Source organism: Bradyrhizobium sp. Pha-3 (assembly GCF_042258615.1).
In the GTDB taxonomy this organism is placed as follows: Bacteria; Pseudomonadota; Alphaproteobacteria; order Rhizobiales; family Xanthobacteraceae; genus Bradyrhizobium.
This window is the reverse complement of the sequence record NZ_CP170152.1, coordinates 1833492-1848591: the sequence shown is the minus strand read 5'-3', so window position 1 is coordinate 1848591 and position 15100 is coordinate 1833492. Positions and strand designations below refer to the sequence as shown.

Genomic DNA, 15100 nt, shown 5'->3' with positions numbered 1-15100 from the left:
AATGTCGCCGCGGGCCGCTTCTTACTCGGCGCTGCGCTGCCGCTGCCAGCGCAGGAGGTAAGCCTGCAGCCGCCAGATGATCGCCGACAGCACGACGCCGACCAGCATCAGCACCACGACCGCGACCATCATGCCCGAGGCCTCGCCGCGCGCCTCGGACTCGATGATCAGGCGGCCGATGCCGCGCTCGGCGCCGATGAACTCGCCGACGATCACGCCGATCAGCGCGAACGAGATCGCCGGCGTCAGCGAGGCGAACACCCAGGCCATGGTCGAGGGGATCACCACGGTGCGGGTGATCTGCCACTCGCTGGCGCCGAGCAGCCGCGCCGCATTGGTAAAGCCCTCGTCGATCGAGCGCGCGCCCTCGAAAGTGTTGAAGAACACCAGGAACACCACCACGATCCAGGAGGTCACGATCTTCGACATGTCGCCGATCCCGAACGCCAGCACGATGATCGGCGCCAGCGCGATCCGCGGGATCGAATTCACCGCGGTGATGAAGGGCTGGAAGATCGCGCTGAGACGGTCGGACCGTCCGAGGATCAGCCCGGCGACGAAGCCAGAGACCACGCCGGTGACAAAGCCGAAGAAGGTGTTCTTCAGCGTGATCGCCGTCGCCGCCCAGAGATTGTTCTCGTTGCGCGCCAGGCACTTTGCGAACTCGCCGTTGAACCAGCCGTTGAAGGCGCCGAGCTTCGATTTCAGGCAGCTCTGGACCAGGAAGTTGTCGAAGATCATCGACGGCTTCGAGATGAAATAGGGATCGAGCAGATCGGGCACCAGCCACGGCAGTTTCGTGCGCAGGTCATAGCCCCATTGCCAGACCGACAGCACGATGGCGCAGATCAGGACCTGCCAGCCGATCGTACTGAGCATGCCGTATCGCCTCATGCGCCGCGGCCCTTGACGAATTCCTCGCCGAGCGAGTGCCAGATGTGCTGGAACAGCTCGGCATAGCGCGGGGTCTCACGCACCTTCACCGCATCGCGCGGGCGGGCGAAGTCGACCGCGAACATGTCCTTGATGCGGCCCGGCCGCGCCGAGAACAGGATGATGCGGTCGGCCAATGTCAGAGCCTCGCCGAGATCGTGGGTGACGAACAGCACGGTCTGCTGCTCGCGCTCCCAGATCCGAAGCAGCACTTCGTGCATGTCGATCTTGGTGTGGGTATCGAGCGCGCCGAACGGCTCGTCCATCAACAGGATCTGCGGCTCGACGATCAGCGTCCGCATCAGCGCCGCGCGCTGCCGCATGCCGCCGGATAGCGCCGACGGGTAGGCGTTCTCGAATCCCTTGAGCCCGGCCTGAGCGACGCATTCGGCGATGCGCTCTTTCCGTTCCTGAGCTGCTACGCCCGATAGCTCCAGCCCGTAACCGATATTGTCGGCGACGGTCCGCCAGGGGAACAGCGTGTCGCGCTGGAAGACATAGCCGACATTGGGCGTCGCCTTGCCGGGGACGACGCGCTTGCCGTCGATCAGGATCTCGCCGCCGGTCGGACGGATCAGCGAAGCGATCATGTTGAGCACCGTGCTCTTGCCGGAGCCCGACGGCCCGAGCAGCGCGACGAACTCGCCGCGGCGCACGTCGAAGCTGACGTCGCGAACCGCCTCGATCGTGGTCCTGGCGAGCTGAAACGACTTGCACAGGCCCTTGACCTCGACGCGGCGGTCGGCCGAGGCGCGCGGCGATACGGTTGCGCTCGTCTCGAGCGTACTCAACCCGGATAGGCCTTTCGTGCCGCGTCGATGAGGCTCGAGTTGACCACGTCAGCGATCTTGAGCGGCTTGATGCCGGTCATCTCGCGGAACCAGACCTTCTCGCCGCGCGCGAAGCTGGCAGCGTCGATCGAACCTTCATAATCCGCGACCTTCTGGATCGCGGTGATCTCGAGCAGATTGGCGTCGTGCGAGGTGCTGCCGACATACGGCTCGATGGCGTCGTAGACCTCCGCCGGCTTGTGCGTCTTGATCCATTGCGAGGCGCGCCACAGCGCGGTGACATAGGCCTGCATCTTGGCCGGATCCTTGTCGATGGTGGCCTGCAGCGTGAAATGCGCGGTGACCGGCACCTTGCCGCCGATATGCTTGTTCCAGATCGCCTCGTCAGTGCCGTCGAACAGCAATTCGCCCCAGCCCTGCTGCTGCGCCTCGTTCAGCAGCGACAGCGAGCTGACGAGGATATCGACCTGCTTCGACTTCAGCGATCCCAGCATGGTGTCGACATTGCCGGTGCCGATCCAGGTCACCTTGTCGTCCAGCCCCATGGTTTCCATGTAGTAGGACGCCCAGACATGGTTGGTGCCGCCGAGCGAGGAGACCGAGACGATCGGCTTGCGGCCGTCGGGCCGCTTCCATTGCGTGAAGGCCTCCAGCGAGTTGATGCCCTGGTCCTTCAGATCCTTGCGCAGGATGAACATCACCGAGTTCGATCGTGTGTCGACCGGCAGCAGCACGCGCGCGGCGCGGCCGTGATTGGTCAGCTGCATCGGATGGGTGACGTCGCCGATCCCGATATCGCCCTGCGACGAGGCGATGATCTCGCGGGTCTTCACGCCGCTGCCGCCCTGCACCAGCTTGCAGTCGAGCCCGGCTTCCTTGAAGTAGCCGATACGGTCAGCGACAAATTGCGTCTGATAGACCGGTACCGCGACCGGATAGATCGCGCGGCCGGTGGCCGCCTGCGCCCATCCACGCCCGGTCGCCAGCGCCGCGCCACCCGCGGCGATCACCGTCAGAGCCGATCGCCTTGAAAGGTGGGGCGTGGTGAGGCGCGCCATCACGCGTGCTCCTTCGCCGAGATCTTGTCGAGCGCGCTGAGCACGGCATCGCCCATCTGGGCAGTCGAGAGCTTCTTCGCGCCGGCCTCGGCGATATCGGCGGTGCGCGCGCCGGACGCCAGCGCGGCGTGCACCGCCTGCTCCAGCAAGTCGGCATCCTCGCGACGATTCAGCGTCAGGCGCAGCAGCATCGCGACGCTGAGGATCGAGCCGAGCGGATTGGCGATGCCCTTGCCCGCGATATCGGGCGCGCTGCCATGCACGGGTTCATAGAGCGCCTTGCGCCGGCCGAAGCGATCGACCGGACCGAGCGAGGCCGACGGCAGCATGCCGAGCGAGCCTGACGCCATCGCCGCGCAGTCGGACAGGATGTCGCCGAAGATGTTTCCCGTCACCATTACGTCGAACTGGCGCGGCTCGCGCACGATCTGCATCGCGGCATTGTCGACATAGAGATGGGTCAGTTCGACGTCGGAGAACTCCTCCTTGTGCAGCCTGATCACTTCCTCGCGCCACACCACGCTGGTCTCCAGCACGTTGGCCTTGTCGACCGAGCAGACCTTGTTGCGCCGGGTCCGCGCCAGCTCGAATGCCGAGCGCGCCACGCGGCGGATCTGGTTGGTGGTGTATTGCTCGGTGTTGAAGCCGCGGCGCTGGCCGTCCGGCAATGTCTCGATACCGCGCGGCTCGCCGAAATAGATGCCGCTGGTCAATTCGCGGATGATGACGAAGTCGACGCCGTCGAGCACCTCGGGCTTGAGCGGTACGGAAGCCGACAGCGCCGGGCTCGCCACGATCGGCCTCAAGTTCGCGTAGAGATCGTATTTGCTGCGCAGGCCCAAGAGACTGCCGGCCTTGCGCGCCGCCGCCGGCACTTCGGTGGTCTCCGGCCCGCCGGTCGCGCCCCACAGGATGGCGTCGGCCTCGTCCATCGCCTCCGCAGTGTCCTCGGGCAGCACCTTGCCGGTCGCCAGATACGGGATCAGGCCGTATTGCGCCTCGCGCAGTGTCATCGGCACGTTGCGTTTGGCCGCGAACCAGTCGAGCACGCGGCGCGACTGTGCGGTGACCTCGGGGCCGATGCCCTCGCCGCCGACGACGGCGACCTTGATCATGTTGGATTGCGTGCTCATGCCGATGTCCTTGAAGCGGGTGTTCCCTGAAAATGAATCCAGGGCCGTGCCGTGCGGTCGGCGGCCTGGAAGGCATGGATCTCGTCGTCACGCTGCAATGTCAGCGCGACCTCGTCGAGGCCCTTCAACAGCCCTTCGCGCCGCCGCGGATCGATCTCGAAGGAATGCCGGGCGCCTGACGGCGAGACGATGGTCTGAGCCTCGAGGTCGATCGAGACCTTGCCGGCGCCCTGCGTCGCCTCGATGTCGGCGGCAAGCCGATCGACCACCGCTTTGTCGACGATGACGGGCAGGACGCCGTTCTGGAAGCAGTTGGCGAAGAAGATGTCGCCGAAGCCGGAGCCGATGACGGCGCGGATGCCGCGCTCCTGCAGCGACCACACCGCGCCCTCGCGCGACGAGCCGCAGCCGAAATTCGGTCCTGTCACCAGGATCTCGGCCTCCCGGTACGGCTCGCGGTTGAGGATGAAATCCGGATTCTCCGAGCCGTCGGCCAGATAGCGCAGCGAGCCGAACGCCCATTTGCCGAGCGTGCCGCGAACCCCGTTGCCGACCAGGCGCTCGATCCGGATGATCACATCGGTATCGATATTGGCGCGCATGATCGGCGCAGCGGTCGCGGTGAGCTTGTCGAACGGTTTTGGCATCTTAGCGTCCCATCATCCTGACATCGGCGATCGCACCGGCAATGGCCGAGGCCGCCGCACTCGCGGGGCTCGCCAGATGCGTCCGCGCCCGCGGCCCCTGCCGGCCGACAAAGTTGCGGTTCGAGGTCGAGACCGAGCGCTGCCCGGGCGCCACCACCTCGCCATTGGCGGCAAGGCACATCGAGCAGCCGGGCTCGCGCCATTCGAAGCCGGCGTCGATGAATATCTTGTCGAGCCCTTCAGCGACCGCCTCGCGCTTGACGTTCTCCGAGCCCGGCACCACCCAGGCGCGGACCCCGGCCGCGACCTTGCGGCCGCGCGCGACCTCGGCCGCGGCGCGCAGATCGCTGAGCCGGCTGTTGGTGCAGGAGCCGATGAACACCCAGTCGACCGGAGTGCCTGCGATCGGCGCACCGCCCTGCAGGCCCATATACTCAAGCGCGGTCTCGATCGCGGCACGCCGCGCCGGATCGTCGACCGACTTCGGATCGGGAATGACGCCATCGACGCCGACGACGTGCTCGGGGCTGGTGCCCCAGGTCACCTGCGGGATGATCTTTTCGACATCGATCACGACCTCGCGGTCGAACACCGCATCGGGATCGCTCGGCAGTTCGCGCCATGCCTCGACTGCGAGATCCCACATCTCGCCCTGCGGCGCATAGGGACGGCCGCGCAGGAATTCGAAGGTCTTCTCGTCGGGCGCCACCATGCCCATCTTGGCGCCGAGCTCGATCGAGAGGTTGCAGATCGTCAGCCGTCCCTCGATCGGCAGCGCGCGGATCGCGCTGCCGGCATATTCGACTGCGTAGCCGGTGCCGCCGGCAGCGCCGATATGGCCGATCAGCGCGAGGATCATGTCCTTGGCGGTGACGCCGAGCGGCAGCTTGCCCTCGAAGCGCGCCCGCAGCGTCTTCGGTCGGCGCTGGATCAGCGCCTGCGTCGCCAGCACATGGGTGAGCTCGCTCGACCCGATGCCGAAGGCGAGCGCGCCGAGGCCGCCATGGGTGCAGGTGTGGCTATCACCGCAGACGATCGTCGCGCCCGGCAGGCTCAAGCCGAGTTCCGGCCCGATGACGTGGACGATGCCCTGGCCGGGCTGATCGACATCGAACAGCGTGATGCCGCTTGCCGCCGTCTCGGCCCGCAGCGCGGCCAGCAATTCCATGCCGATCTTGCTGGTTCCGGCGTGACCGGGCGCCGTCGACAACGCATGATCCGGCGTCGCAAACGTCAGTTCGGGATTGTGAACCTTGAGGCCCCGGCTCTTGAGATCGAGCAGGCCGCGCGACCCGCCGAGGTCGTGCAGCAGATGGCGGTCGATATGAAGGAGGTCGGTGTCCTCGCTGAGGCGGGCAATGACATGCTGGCCCCAGATCTTGGTCAGCATCGTACGACCGGTCTTTTCCAAGACAGTCCTCCCTTCGCTTCTTGAGGCCCGCGGCGCGCCGCTGATCGCCGCTTTACGCGGCTTACGTTGCGCGCATCAGATCACGCAGGCGACCGCCCGGCCAGAGCCGAGTGAGGAGCATGAGATGGAAGGAGGGCTGCGCTGGCGCAGCTTGACAAAAGCCGTAGCCCGGATGGAGCGAAAGCGAAATCCGGGGGCGGTATCGCCGCGGAGCCGCAGAGGGCCCAGCCCCGGATTTCGCGGAGCCTGTCATCGGGCGCGCGTTCGCGTGACCCGTTGGCTGCATCCGGGCTACGAATCTAGCCTCAGTATCCGCAGCGTGAGCCAAGCCTCACGACGCCAGCGCTTCCTCCGGCATCACGGCCGGTAGATGCTGGCTCTCGGCGACGGCACGGTTGGTGATGCGGCCGCGATGGACGTTGAGGCCGGCGCGCAGATGCGGATCCTCGACCAGCGCCCGCAGCCCCTTCGAGGCCAGCGCGAGGCCGAACGGCAAGGTGGCGTGGTTGAGCGCGTGGCTCGAGGTGACCGGCACCGCGCCCGGCATGTTGGCGACGCAATAGTGCACGATGTCGTCGACCAGATAGGTCGGCGCCTGATGCGTGGTCGGCTTCGAGGTCTCGAAGCAGCCGCCCTGGTCGATCGCGACATCGACCAGCACCGCACGGCGCTTCATGCCTGCAAGCTGTGCGCGCGAGACAAGTTTCGGCGCGCTGGCGCCGGGCACCAGCACCGCGCCGATCACAACGTCGGCCGCGAAAACCTCCTGCTCGATCGCTTCCAGCGTGGCGTAACGGGTGCGGACGCGGCCGAGGAAGAGATCGTCCAGCGCGCGGAGCCGCGGCAATGAGCGGTCGAGGATGGTGACGTCGCTGCCGAGCCCGGCGGCCATCCGCGCCGCATGGGTGCCGACCACGCCGCCGCCGATGATCGCGACACGCGCCGGCGGAACGCCCGGCACGCCGCCGAGCAGCTTGCCCATGCCGTCGGCGGATTTGCGCAAGGCAGCTCCCGCGGCTTCGATCGCAAGCCGACCTGCGACTTCGCTCATCGGCGCGAGCAACGGCAGCCCGCCATGCGCGTCGGTCACGGTCTCATAGGCGACCGCCGTGCAGCCGGAGGCGATCAGCCCCGCGGTCTGCGGCACGTCGGGCGCAAGATGCAGATAGGTGAACAGGATCTGTCCCTCGCGCAGCCTGATCCATTCGGACGGCTGCGGCTCCTTCACCTTCACGATCATCTCGGCGACCGAGAACACCTCTTCGGCGGTGTCGGCAATCCGCGCGCCGGCCTGGGTGTAGAGGTCGTCGCCGGCGCCGATGCCGTCACCGGCGCCGCGCTGGACCACGACTTCGTGGCCGTGCGCCGCATATTCCCGCACCGAGGCAGGCGTCAGCCCGACCCGATATTCCTCGACCTTGATTTCCTTGGGCACGCCGATGCGCATGGTTTGCTCCTTGCGAGATTCATTTCCCTCAGCTTCGAGGCTATTCCCCGTCAGACGGCGTTTCTCAGCGAATTCCGGCTTGTGCACATCCAAAAGCGCCCATATCCTTCGCTATCGGCTCAGCCTTTGAAGGAAAACTGCGTGGACGGTCTCGATCGTATCGACCTCAGAATCCTCGGCGAGCTGGTCTCCGATGCCCGCGCGAGCCAGATCGAGTTGGCTGAGAAGGTCGGGCTGTCGCCGACCGCCTGCGCGCGGCGCATCCGCCATCTCGAGGAGATCGGCGTGATCCGCGGCTACCGCGTCGACCTCGAACCATCAGCGCTCGGCCTTGTGACAACAGTTGTCGTCACCATCACGCTGGAGAAGCAGAGCGAGGATTATCTCGCAGCCTTCGAGGCCGCGATCGCACGCTGCCCCGACGTCGTGTCCTGCCATCTGATGTCGGGCAGCGACGATTATCATCTGCAGGTCATCGCCCGCGACATCGCCGACTTTGAGCGCATCCACAAGCAGCACCTGTCGCGGATGCCAGGCGTCGCCCGCATCCATTCCAGCTTCGCGATGCGCGAGGTGGTCCGCCGCACCATTCCGGAAACCGCACTGCGCGGCTGACCGCAGTTCCACCTCTCCCTTGGGAGAGGTCGACGCGTAGCGTCGGGTGAGGGGTCACGGTGTCTCGTTGGAGCTGCGGCCCCTCACCCGATTTGCTTCGCAAATCGACCTCTCCCCATCGGGGAGAGGTATATCCGAACAACACTCCGCCACGTTCAACGTGTTTTCGCGCGCGGCCACATCCGGGCCAGCGTCTCGTCCTTCTTGACGACGGCATGCCAGAGCGTCGCGGCGATATGCAGCGCGACCACGGCATAAACGACGTAGGCGAGCGCGCCATGCGCGACCTCGCCCGCCTCTGCGACCGCCTTGTTGTCGGCGAACAGGCGCGGCCAGCTGAAGGTCCAAAAATAGCGCAGCGAATAACCGCCGGCCGACGAGAACATGTATCCGGTCACAGGCATCACGAAGAGAATGGCGTAGAGTGCCCAGTGATTGAGCCGTGCCGCGATCCTGACCAGCGGCGACAACGAACCCGGCTCCGGAGGCGCCGTGGTCGCGGCCCGCACCATCAGCCGCAGGATCGCCAGGAAGAACAGGGTGACGCCGAGCGACTTGTGCAGCTCGAGCAGCTCGCGCCGCGGCGACGTCCCCGCCGGCTGCAGCCCGCAATAAAGTCCGATCAGCATGGCCGCGATGAACAGCACCGCTGTCGCCCAGTGAATCCGGCGCAACAGCGGATCGTAGCTGGCCGTCATGTCCGTCGTCACAAGGCGCCTTCGCTTGAAGCCGCCCGTGCGGGTTCGGCCGAAAAGGAAGCCGTTCAATAGATGATCGCGCGACGCCTGCCTACCGGTGCGGGCGCCAACTTCGATCACGATCGCGAAGGCCGGGCTCCCTCCATCGTCATTCCGGGTCGCGCCAACGGGTCCGCGCAGCGCGCGGCCCGATGATAGGCCCCGCGCGAGCCCGGAATCCATTCAACCGCGACACGGCGGGCCGATGGATTCCGGGCCTGCGCCTTCGGCGCATCCCTGATGATGGGAGGAGGTTTGGTTGGCCGCTCGCTGTCACAAACCGCGCTCGCTGTCACAAACGCTGTCACAATCGGAGCCGCCCGGCCCCGCGCGCCACACGCATTTTTTAGTCGTGATTCGCCGCCTTCTATGACAGAATTGCTACAGTTCAATATCAGTTCGGTTACACGCGGAGCGGTGAATGAGCATGGAGTGGCGGGCGCGGCCGGTTTCGCTGGCTTGGTCGAATCCAGTGGTCCGGTGGTGGGGCTTCCTGAGCCTCGTCAGCGCCGCCAACATCGCGGTCTGGTTCGCGCTGTACCGCCAGTTCCATGAGCAGTCGAACGGCAGCCTCAGCAACACGTCCGGCATCGGCCTGATGCTGCTGCTCTGCGCGGCCTATGTGTTCGGCTGCGCGTTCCGCTCGGTGCTGCCGCGCGCCGACGTGCAGCGCATCTGCCTGTTCGACACCTGGCTGTCGAGCGTCGTGGTCGGCCGCACCGTTGCCACCGTCGCCGAGGTCTGCTTCGCCGCGCAATGGGCGATCATTCTGCATCAGCTCGGCACCATGACCGGCGCCGAGACCACCGTGACCATCGCCTGGATCATCGTGCCGCTGATCGTGATCGCGGAATGCTTCTCCTGGTATGCGGTGCTGACCACCCATTATCTCTGCAACGCGATCGAGAACTCGATCTGGGCCGTGGTGTTCTTCCTGGTCGGGATCGCGCTGTGCCGGCTGCTGCCCGAGTTTCAGGGCCCGGTGCGCTGGGCCTTCATCGTCGCGATCGTCGGCATCGCCGCCTTCCTCGCCTTCCTGATGACCGTCGACGTCCCGATGTATCTGAACCGCTGGCGCGCCAATCTCGCCGCCGGCGGCACGCTGCTGCATCCGCTCGATGGCCTGCGCGACGTCAGCCGGCGCTGGGTCGTGACCCACGACATCGCCGAATGGCGCGAGGAGATCGCCTGGATGTCGCTGTATTTCAGCATGGCGGTGTGGTCGAGCCTTGCGCTTTGCGTCGGCTACTCGCTCGAGGATCAGCTGCCGCGTTACCGCACCGAGCCGGCGATCGTCGCGACGACCCCGGCGATCGAAAGCCCGACACCGGCGATCTTCAGCACGACGCCGGCGGCGCAGCACACAGCAACGATCGACGCGGCGGCGCCGTCGCGGAATTGAGCGGCGGCTGCGGCGCACGGCTTGCGGCCGTCAGCGCTTCCGGAGTAAACGCTGAGGCATTCCCGCTCATCCATCAGCGCGTTCAATGCCCCGCATCACCATCATCGAAACCGGGCTCGTCAGTCCGCAATTCCGCGAGCGCCACGGCAGCTATCCGCAGATGTTCCAGCGGATGGTGGCCGCTGCCGATCCCTCGATCGCCTGCGACGTCGTCAGCGTCGCCAACGGTGAGGCACTTCCGGATCCGGCCACATTGGATGCAATTCTGATCACGGGATCAGCGGCCGGCGTCTATGACGATGTCGCCTGGATCGCGCCGCTCGAAGCCTTCGTGCGCACAGCCCACGACAAGCACATTCCGATGGTCGGCGTCTGCTTCGGCCATCAGCTGATCGCGCAGGCGCTCGGCGGCAAGGTGCGCAAGTCCGAGAAGGGCTGGGGCATCGGCCGCCACGTCTATCAGCTGGCGCCGGACAACGGGCTGATCGACGGCGAGACGATCGCGGCGGCCGCCTCGCATCAGGACCAGGTGATCACCCCGCCCGCCTCCGCACGCACCATCATGGCGTCCGAGTTCACGCCGCATGCCGGCCTGCTCTACGCCAACGGCACCACGCTGTCGGTGCAGCCGCATCCGGAGTTCACCGTCGACTACGCCGACGCGCTGTGCGACCTGCGCCGCGGCCTCGCGCCCGACGCCGTGGTCGAAACCGCTAAGGCATCGCTCACTGAGCCGCTCGGCCACGCCACGCTCGGCGGCGTGGTCACGCGCTTCCTCGCACGCCGCGCGCCTGAGTGAGACGCCTCAGGTCATGCTGCCCGGCATGAAGCAGCGCACGCGCGGGTGGCCGTCGATGTAGTGCTTCCACACCATGGTTCGCCCGATCTTGTTCGGCTCGGTGATCAAGGCCTCGTCCGGCACCACGACCCATTCGTCGTCGATGTGCACGCGATAGTGGCCATGATCCGACTCCCAGTCCGGATCGGCGACCACGGATCCGTCGGCGTCGGAACAGCATTGTCCGTAGCCGCTGTGCAGGCTTTCAAACCAGGGCTTCAGAGGTGAGTTGGCGTAGCGGCCGTCATCGCGCGCCAGGGTCGGCGATGTCAACCACATCGTCCCAAGCAGCAGTGCCGCACGCGTGATGGCGTGCATGGTGTCGTCTCCGCAAGCGTCGATCCAGCTGCGGGCGCGCATCATTGACTGTTCGCCGGCGACATTGCCGTTGCCGGCGAAACACGACGAATCGGCGCCCCAGCACCTTGCATTGAAGTATGCAAGAGTGACGCCAGACTGCATTCCGGGAGACTACGGCCGACGAAAGTATGGGAGCGCGGACCGCCGCATGCCGCGCAGGGCGGGTCGCCATCTCATGCGCACGCAATCGGCTTCGGTGCGGCTCGATCAGCGGATCGCCGCAGCGACCTCGGGGACCAACGGCGGCGCACTTCGCGACGCCGCCTGCAGCGCGCATTCGACGAACCGGCGCGGCAGCAGCGAGGCGTTGGAACGCATCGCCACCAGCATGCGGCTCTCCGCATCCGGCGTGTCCAGCGCCTTCGCGACGACGTTCATGACGCCGGCCTGCTGATAGCATGACGGCAAGATCGACAGTCCGATCCCGGCGGCGACGAGGCTGAGCACCGTGCGCAGTTCATGCGCTTCCTGCGCGATCCGCGGCGCAAAGCCGGCGCGCCGACACAGCATCGCCGCCTGGTCGCCGACGCCGCAGCCGCTCTCCGCCATGCCGACGAATTCATGCTCGGCAAGGTCGGCAACGCTGAGCTTGCCGGGTGCGGCGGCCAGCGGATGATCGAGCGGCAGGAACACCATCAAGCGATCGCGCCACACGACATGAACCTGAAGATCGGCCGCAGGCCGGAAGTCGAGCGGCGGCCGCATGATCGCGACGTCGAGCTCGGCGTCAGCGAGCGCCTGCAGCTGCTTTGCCGTCGACATGTGCCTGAGTTCGATCTTCACCCGCGGATAGCTGCCGCGGAAACCGCGGAACAGTTCGGCGAACATGTCGAGCATCGGAACCGAGTCGGTAAAGCCGACACGGACGACGCCGGCTTCCCCGCGCGCTGCACGGCGCACGGTCTCCGACGCGAGGTCGAGCTCGCTGACGGCGCGCCGTGCGTGTTCCAGCAGCAACTGGCCGGCCTGGGTGAGTTCGACCGCACGCCGTGTCCGCGACAACAGCTGCGTGCCGAGCTCCTCCTCCATCGCCTTGATCTGCGTGCTCAGCGGCGGCTGGCTGACATGCAGCCGCCTGGCGGCGCGGCTGAAGCTGAGCTCTTCGGCCACCGCGATGAAGTAGCGAAGCTGCCTGTAATCCATCGCTTATTCCGTTTCCCTATAAGTGACGGGTCAAAGCGGTATTTGACCTCCCACGACCGTTTCCCGATCTTGGCGGCAAAACGCCGATGCTCCAAGGGGCAACACGCGCAGCCGGTCAGCCATGCGAAATCGCCGCGAATAACAGGCGCTCCGCCCGGTTCGGATCACAGGCGCGATAACAAGAAAGCAAGGGAGGATTCCAATGGGCCAAGCGTCTGTCAGCGAGCTCGAACAACAAACCATCCGCCGGGTCTATTGGCGGCTGATCCCGATCCTCTTCGTCATGATGTTCTTCAACTATCTCGACCGCATCAATCTCGGCTACGCCGGCTTGACGATGAACAAGGACCTCGGCCTCAGCCCCGCGATCTTCGGCTTTGCCGCCAGCATCTTCTTCCTCGGCTACATGGTGCTCGAGGTGCCGAGCAATTTGATGCTGCACTGGCTCGGGGCGCGGATCTGGCTCGCGCGCATCCTGATCACCTGGGGTCTCGTCGCCACGCTGACCGCCTTCGTCTGGAATCCGCTCAGCCTCTATGTGATGCGGTTCGGCCTCGGCGTCGCGGAAGCCGGCTTCATGCCCGGCGTGGTGCTGTATCTGACCTATTGGTTCCCCTCGCGCTATCGCGCCCGCGCGGTGGCCGGCTACATCATCGCCGGCTCGTTCTCGGCGGTGTTGGGCGGGCCGATCTCGACCAGCATCATGACCTTCCTCGACGGCGCGTCCGGCCTGCACGGCTGGCAATGGATGTTCATCGCCGAGGGCGTGCCGACCATTCTGCTCGGCCTGTTCACGCTCTATTATCTGACCGATCGCCCGGCCAAGGCGAGTTGGCTGAGCAAGGAGCAAGCCGCCTGGCTGGAGGGCGAGCTCGCCGCCGAGCGGGCCGAGATCGAACAACAAGGTCAGCACAGGTTGATCGAATGCGTCCTCGATATCAGGGTCTGGCTGCTGGCGGCGCTGTTCGGCTGCGCGCTGGTCGGCATCTATGGCCTGCTGCTATGGCTGCCGCAGATCATCAAGGGCATGGGCAATCTCAGCAACATCGAGGTCGGCTTCCTGTCGGCGATCCCGCCGCTGCTCGGCGTTGTCGGCACCATCGTGGTCAGCCGCAGCTCGGACAAGACAGGGGATCGCAAGTTTCATCTCGCGGCCGTCTATCTGCTCGCCGCCGTCGCCATGCTCGGCAGCGCCTATGTCGCGAGCCCGGTGCTGGCCTTCGTGTTCCTCTGCATCGTCGGCTTCAGCCTGAACGCCGGCAATCCGCTGTTCTGGAGCATCAACGCCTCGCTGCTGACCGGCGCGGCCGGGGCCGCCGCGATCGCCATGGTCAACACGCTGGCGCAGTTCGGCGGGCTGATCGGCCCGTGGTGCATCGGCCTGATCAAGGACTCCACCGGAAGCTTCTCCTGGGCGCTGGTCGGCATCGCCGGCTTCCTGTTCGTCGCCTCCGCCATCGCCGCCACCATGCGCGTCAAACCGCGCGAGACGGAATTGACGGGCGCGATCCCGTCATCCGTCGCACACTGACAAACCTGCCAAGGACCCAACCATGATCATCGATTGTCACGGCCATTACACCACCGAGCCTGCCAAGCTGCAGATCTTCCGCGACAAGCAGCTCGCCGGCCTCGCCGACAGATCGCGCCGGCCGCTCACCACCAATCTCGGCATCACCGACGACGAGATCCGCACCAGCGTCGAGGGCGCGCAGCTCCGCCTGCAGAAAGAGCGCGGCACCGACGTCACCATCTTCTCGCCGCGCGCCGCCGGCATGGCGCACCATGTCGGCAAGGAAGCGACCAGCCGGGAATGGACCACGATCTGCAACGACCTCGTGCACCGGGTCTGCACGCTGTTTCCGCAGAATTTCGTCCCCGTCTGCCAGCTGCCGCAGAGCCCCGGCGTCAAGCCTGCGAACTGCATCGAGGAGCTCGAGCGCTGCGTGACGCAGCTCGGCTTCGTCGGCTGCAACCTCAATCCCGATCCGGCCGGCGGCTATTGGTGCGATCCGCCGCTGACCGACGAATGGTGGTATCCTCTGTACGAGAAGATGGTCGAGCTCGACGTGCCGGCGATGGTCCATGTCTCTTCGTCCTGCAATCCGTGCTTCCACGGCACCGGCGCGCATTACCTCAATGGCGACACCACCGCCTTCATGCAGTTCCTGACGTCTGACCTGTTCAAGCGCTTCCCGACCCTGCGGTTCATCATCCCGCATGGCGGCGGCGCGGTGCCCTATCACTGGGGCCGCTACCGTGGCCTGGCGCAGGACATGAAGCTGCCGCCGCTGTCGGAGCATCTGCTGAAGAACGTGTTCTTCGACACCTGCGTCTATCATCTCCCCGGCATCGAGCTGTTGACCCGGGTGATCCCGGTCGAGAACATCCTGTTTGCGTCGGAGATGATCGGTGCGGTCCGCGGCATCGACCCTGAAACGGGACATCACTTCGACGACACCCGCCGCTACATCGATGCACTGCCGCTGAGCGCGGAGGACAAGGCCAAGATCTTCGAGGGTAACGCCCGCCGCGTCTATCCGCGCCTCAACGCCCATCTCGACCGCCGCGCGCACTGAACGACC

The 15100-nt window shown here is 66.0% G+C and carries 15 protein-coding genes; 5 read left to right on the top strand and 10 right to left on the bottom strand.

The window, feature by feature from the left end; all coding sequences use genetic code 11:
- Positions 1–21 precede the first annotated feature (21 nt).
- The 7 genes from ACE10Z_RS08625 to ald form a co-directional block, all read right to left on the bottom strand.
- Positions 22–894 carry an ABC transporter permease gene (locus ACE10Z_RS08625; RefSeq protein ID WP_375787545.1) on the bottom strand — a complete coding sequence of 291 codons (873 nt, stop codon included), beginning with the start codon at positions 892–894 and terminating at the stop codon, positions 22–24.
- Positions 891–1724, bottom strand: a complete 834-nt coding sequence (locus ACE10Z_RS08620; protein ID WP_375787544.1) for an ABC transporter ATP-binding protein — start codon at positions 1722–1724, stop codon at positions 891–893. Before ACE10Z_RS08620 ends, ACE10Z_RS08625 begins: the two co-directional genes overlap by 4 nt.
- The gene (locus ACE10Z_RS08615; RefSeq protein WP_375787543.1) at positions 1721–2782 is read right to left on the bottom strand and encodes an ABC transporter substrate-binding protein; all 1062 of its coding nucleotides are present in this window, start codon (positions 2780–2782) and stop codon (positions 1721–1723) included. The genes ACE10Z_RS08620 and ACE10Z_RS08615 overlap by 4 nt, the downstream gene beginning before the upstream one ends.
- Positions 2782–3915, bottom strand: a complete 1134-nt coding sequence (leuB, locus tag ACE10Z_RS08610; protein WP_375787542.1) for a 3-isopropylmalate dehydrogenase — start codon at positions 3913–3915, stop codon at positions 2782–2784. The genes ACE10Z_RS08615 and leuB overlap by 1 nt, the downstream gene beginning before the upstream one ends.
- Complete coding sequence (gene leuD, locus ACE10Z_RS08605; RefSeq protein WP_375787541.1) at positions 3912–4562, bottom strand: 3-isopropylmalate dehydratase small subunit; 651 nt, start codon at positions 4560–4562, stop codon at positions 3912–3914. Before leuD ends, leuB begins: the two co-directional genes overlap by 4 nt.
- A 1-nt stretch (position 4563) precedes the next feature.
- On the bottom strand, positions 4564–5952 hold the full coding sequence (leuC, locus tag ACE10Z_RS08600) for a 3-isopropylmalate dehydratase large subunit (RefSeq protein ID WP_375789780.1): 1389 nt from the start codon (positions 5950–5952) through the stop codon (positions 4564–4566).
- A gap of 352 nt (positions 5953–6304) precedes the next feature.
- Positions 6305–7420 (bottom strand): alanine dehydrogenase, encoded by a 1116-nt coding sequence (gene ald / locus ACE10Z_RS08595; RefSeq protein WP_375787540.1) that lies wholly within the window; start codon positions 7418–7420, stop codon positions 6305–6307.
- A gap of 126 nt (positions 7421–7546) precedes the next feature.
- Between ald and ACE10Z_RS08590 the strand changes: the two genes are divergently transcribed.
- Positions 7547–8035: an Lrp/AsnC family transcriptional regulator gene (locus ACE10Z_RS08590; RefSeq protein ID WP_375787539.1), complete on the top strand. Its 489-nt coding sequence runs from the start codon at positions 7547–7549 to the stop codon at positions 8033–8035.
- Between the two features lie 155 nt (positions 8036–8190).
- Here the strand turns inward: ACE10Z_RS08590 and ACE10Z_RS08585 are convergent, their stop codons facing one another.
- Entirely contained in the window at positions 8191–8733 is a 543-nt protein-coding gene (locus tag ACE10Z_RS08585) for a cytochrome b (protein WP_375787538.1), read from the bottom strand.
- Between the two features lie 466 nt (positions 8734–9199).
- Here ACE10Z_RS08585 and ACE10Z_RS08580 point away from each other — a divergent pair, with 466 nt between their 5' ends.
- Positions 9200–10174, top strand: a complete 975-nt coding sequence (locus tag ACE10Z_RS08580; RefSeq protein ID WP_375789779.1) for a hypothetical protein — start codon at positions 9200–9202, stop codon at positions 10172–10174.
- Between the two features lie 85 nt (positions 10175–10259).
- Complete coding sequence (locus ACE10Z_RS08575; RefSeq protein WP_375787537.1) at positions 10260–10973, top strand: gamma-glutamyl-gamma-aminobutyrate hydrolase family protein; 714 nt, start codon at positions 10260–10262, stop codon at positions 10971–10973.
- A 6-nt stretch (positions 10974–10979) separates the two neighbouring features.
- Here ACE10Z_RS08575 and ACE10Z_RS08570 read toward each other — a convergent pair whose 3' ends face one another.
- Positions 10980–11330 (bottom strand): hypothetical protein, encoded by a 351-nt coding sequence (locus ACE10Z_RS08570; protein ID WP_298375274.1) that lies wholly within the window; start codon positions 11328–11330, stop codon positions 10980–10982.
- Positions 11331–11579: 249 nt separating this feature from the next.
- A complete protein-coding gene (locus ACE10Z_RS08565; protein ID WP_375787536.1) occupies positions 11580–12515 on the bottom strand; it encodes a LysR substrate-binding domain-containing protein in 936 nt (311 codons plus the stop codon).
- A gap of 202 nt (positions 12516–12717) precedes the next feature.
- Between ACE10Z_RS08565 and ACE10Z_RS08560 the strand changes: the two genes are divergently transcribed.
- Entirely contained in the window at positions 12718–14046 is a 1329-nt protein-coding gene (locus ACE10Z_RS08560; protein ID WP_375787535.1) for an MFS transporter, read from the top strand.
- Between the two features lie 22 nt (positions 14047–14068).
- A complete protein-coding gene (locus ACE10Z_RS08555; protein WP_375787534.1) occupies positions 14069–15094 on the top strand; it encodes an amidohydrolase family protein in 1026 nt (341 codons plus the stop codon).
- The last annotated feature ends 6 nt before the right edge of the window (positions 15095–15100 follow it).

What these genes read in the sequence shown, in the direction of transcription:
- ACE10Z_RS08555 (WP_375787534.1), top strand. Translation starts at nt 14,069, where the DNA reads ATGATCATCGATTGTCACGGCCATTACACCACCGAGCCTGCCAAGCTG.
- ACE10Z_RS08560 (WP_375787535.1), top strand. Translation starts at nt 12,718, where the DNA reads ATGGGCCAAGCGTCTGTCAGCGAGCTCGAACAACAAACCATCCGCCGG.
- ald (WP_375787540.1), bottom strand. Translation starts at nt 7,420, where the DNA reads ATGCGCATCGGCGTGCCCAAGGAAATCAAGGTCGAGGAATATCGGGTC.
- ACE10Z_RS08575 (WP_375787537.1), top strand. Translation starts at nt 10,260, where the DNA reads ATGCCCCGCATCACCATCATCGAAACCGGGCTCGTCAGTCCGCAATTC.
- leuD (WP_375787541.1), bottom strand. Translation starts at nt 4,562, where the DNA reads ATGCCAAAACCGTTCGACAAGCTCACCGCGACCGCTGCGCCGATCATG.
- leuB (WP_375787542.1), bottom strand. Translation starts at nt 3,915, where the DNA reads ATGAGCACGCAATCCAACATGATCAAGGTCGCCGTCGTCGGCGGCGAG.
- leuC (WP_375789780.1), bottom strand. Translation starts at nt 5,952, where the DNA reads ATGCTGACCAAGATCTGGGGCCAGCATGTCATTGCCCGCCTCAGCGAG.
- ACE10Z_RS08570 (WP_298375274.1), bottom strand. Translation starts at nt 11,330, where the DNA reads ATGCACGCCATCACGCGTGCGGCACTGCTGCTTGGGACGATGTGGTTG.
- ACE10Z_RS08565 (WP_375787536.1), bottom strand. Translation starts at nt 12,515, where the DNA reads ATGGATTACAGGCAGCTTCGCTACTTCATCGCGGTGGCCGAAGAGCTC.
- ACE10Z_RS08585 (WP_375787538.1), bottom strand. Translation starts at nt 8,733, where the DNA reads ATGACGGCCAGCTACGATCCGCTGTTGCGCCGGATTCACTGGGCGACA.
- ACE10Z_RS08580 (WP_375789779.1), top strand. Translation starts at nt 9,200, where the DNA reads ATGGAGTGGCGGGCGCGGCCGGTTTCGCTGGCTTGGTCGAATCCAGTG.
- ACE10Z_RS08615 (WP_375787543.1), bottom strand. Translation starts at nt 2,782, where the DNA reads ATGGCGCGCCTCACCACGCCCCACCTTTCAAGGCGATCGGCTCTGACG.
- ACE10Z_RS08625 (WP_375787545.1), bottom strand. Translation starts at nt 894, where the DNA reads ATGAGGCGATACGGCATGCTCAGTACGATCGGCTGGCAGGTCCTGATC.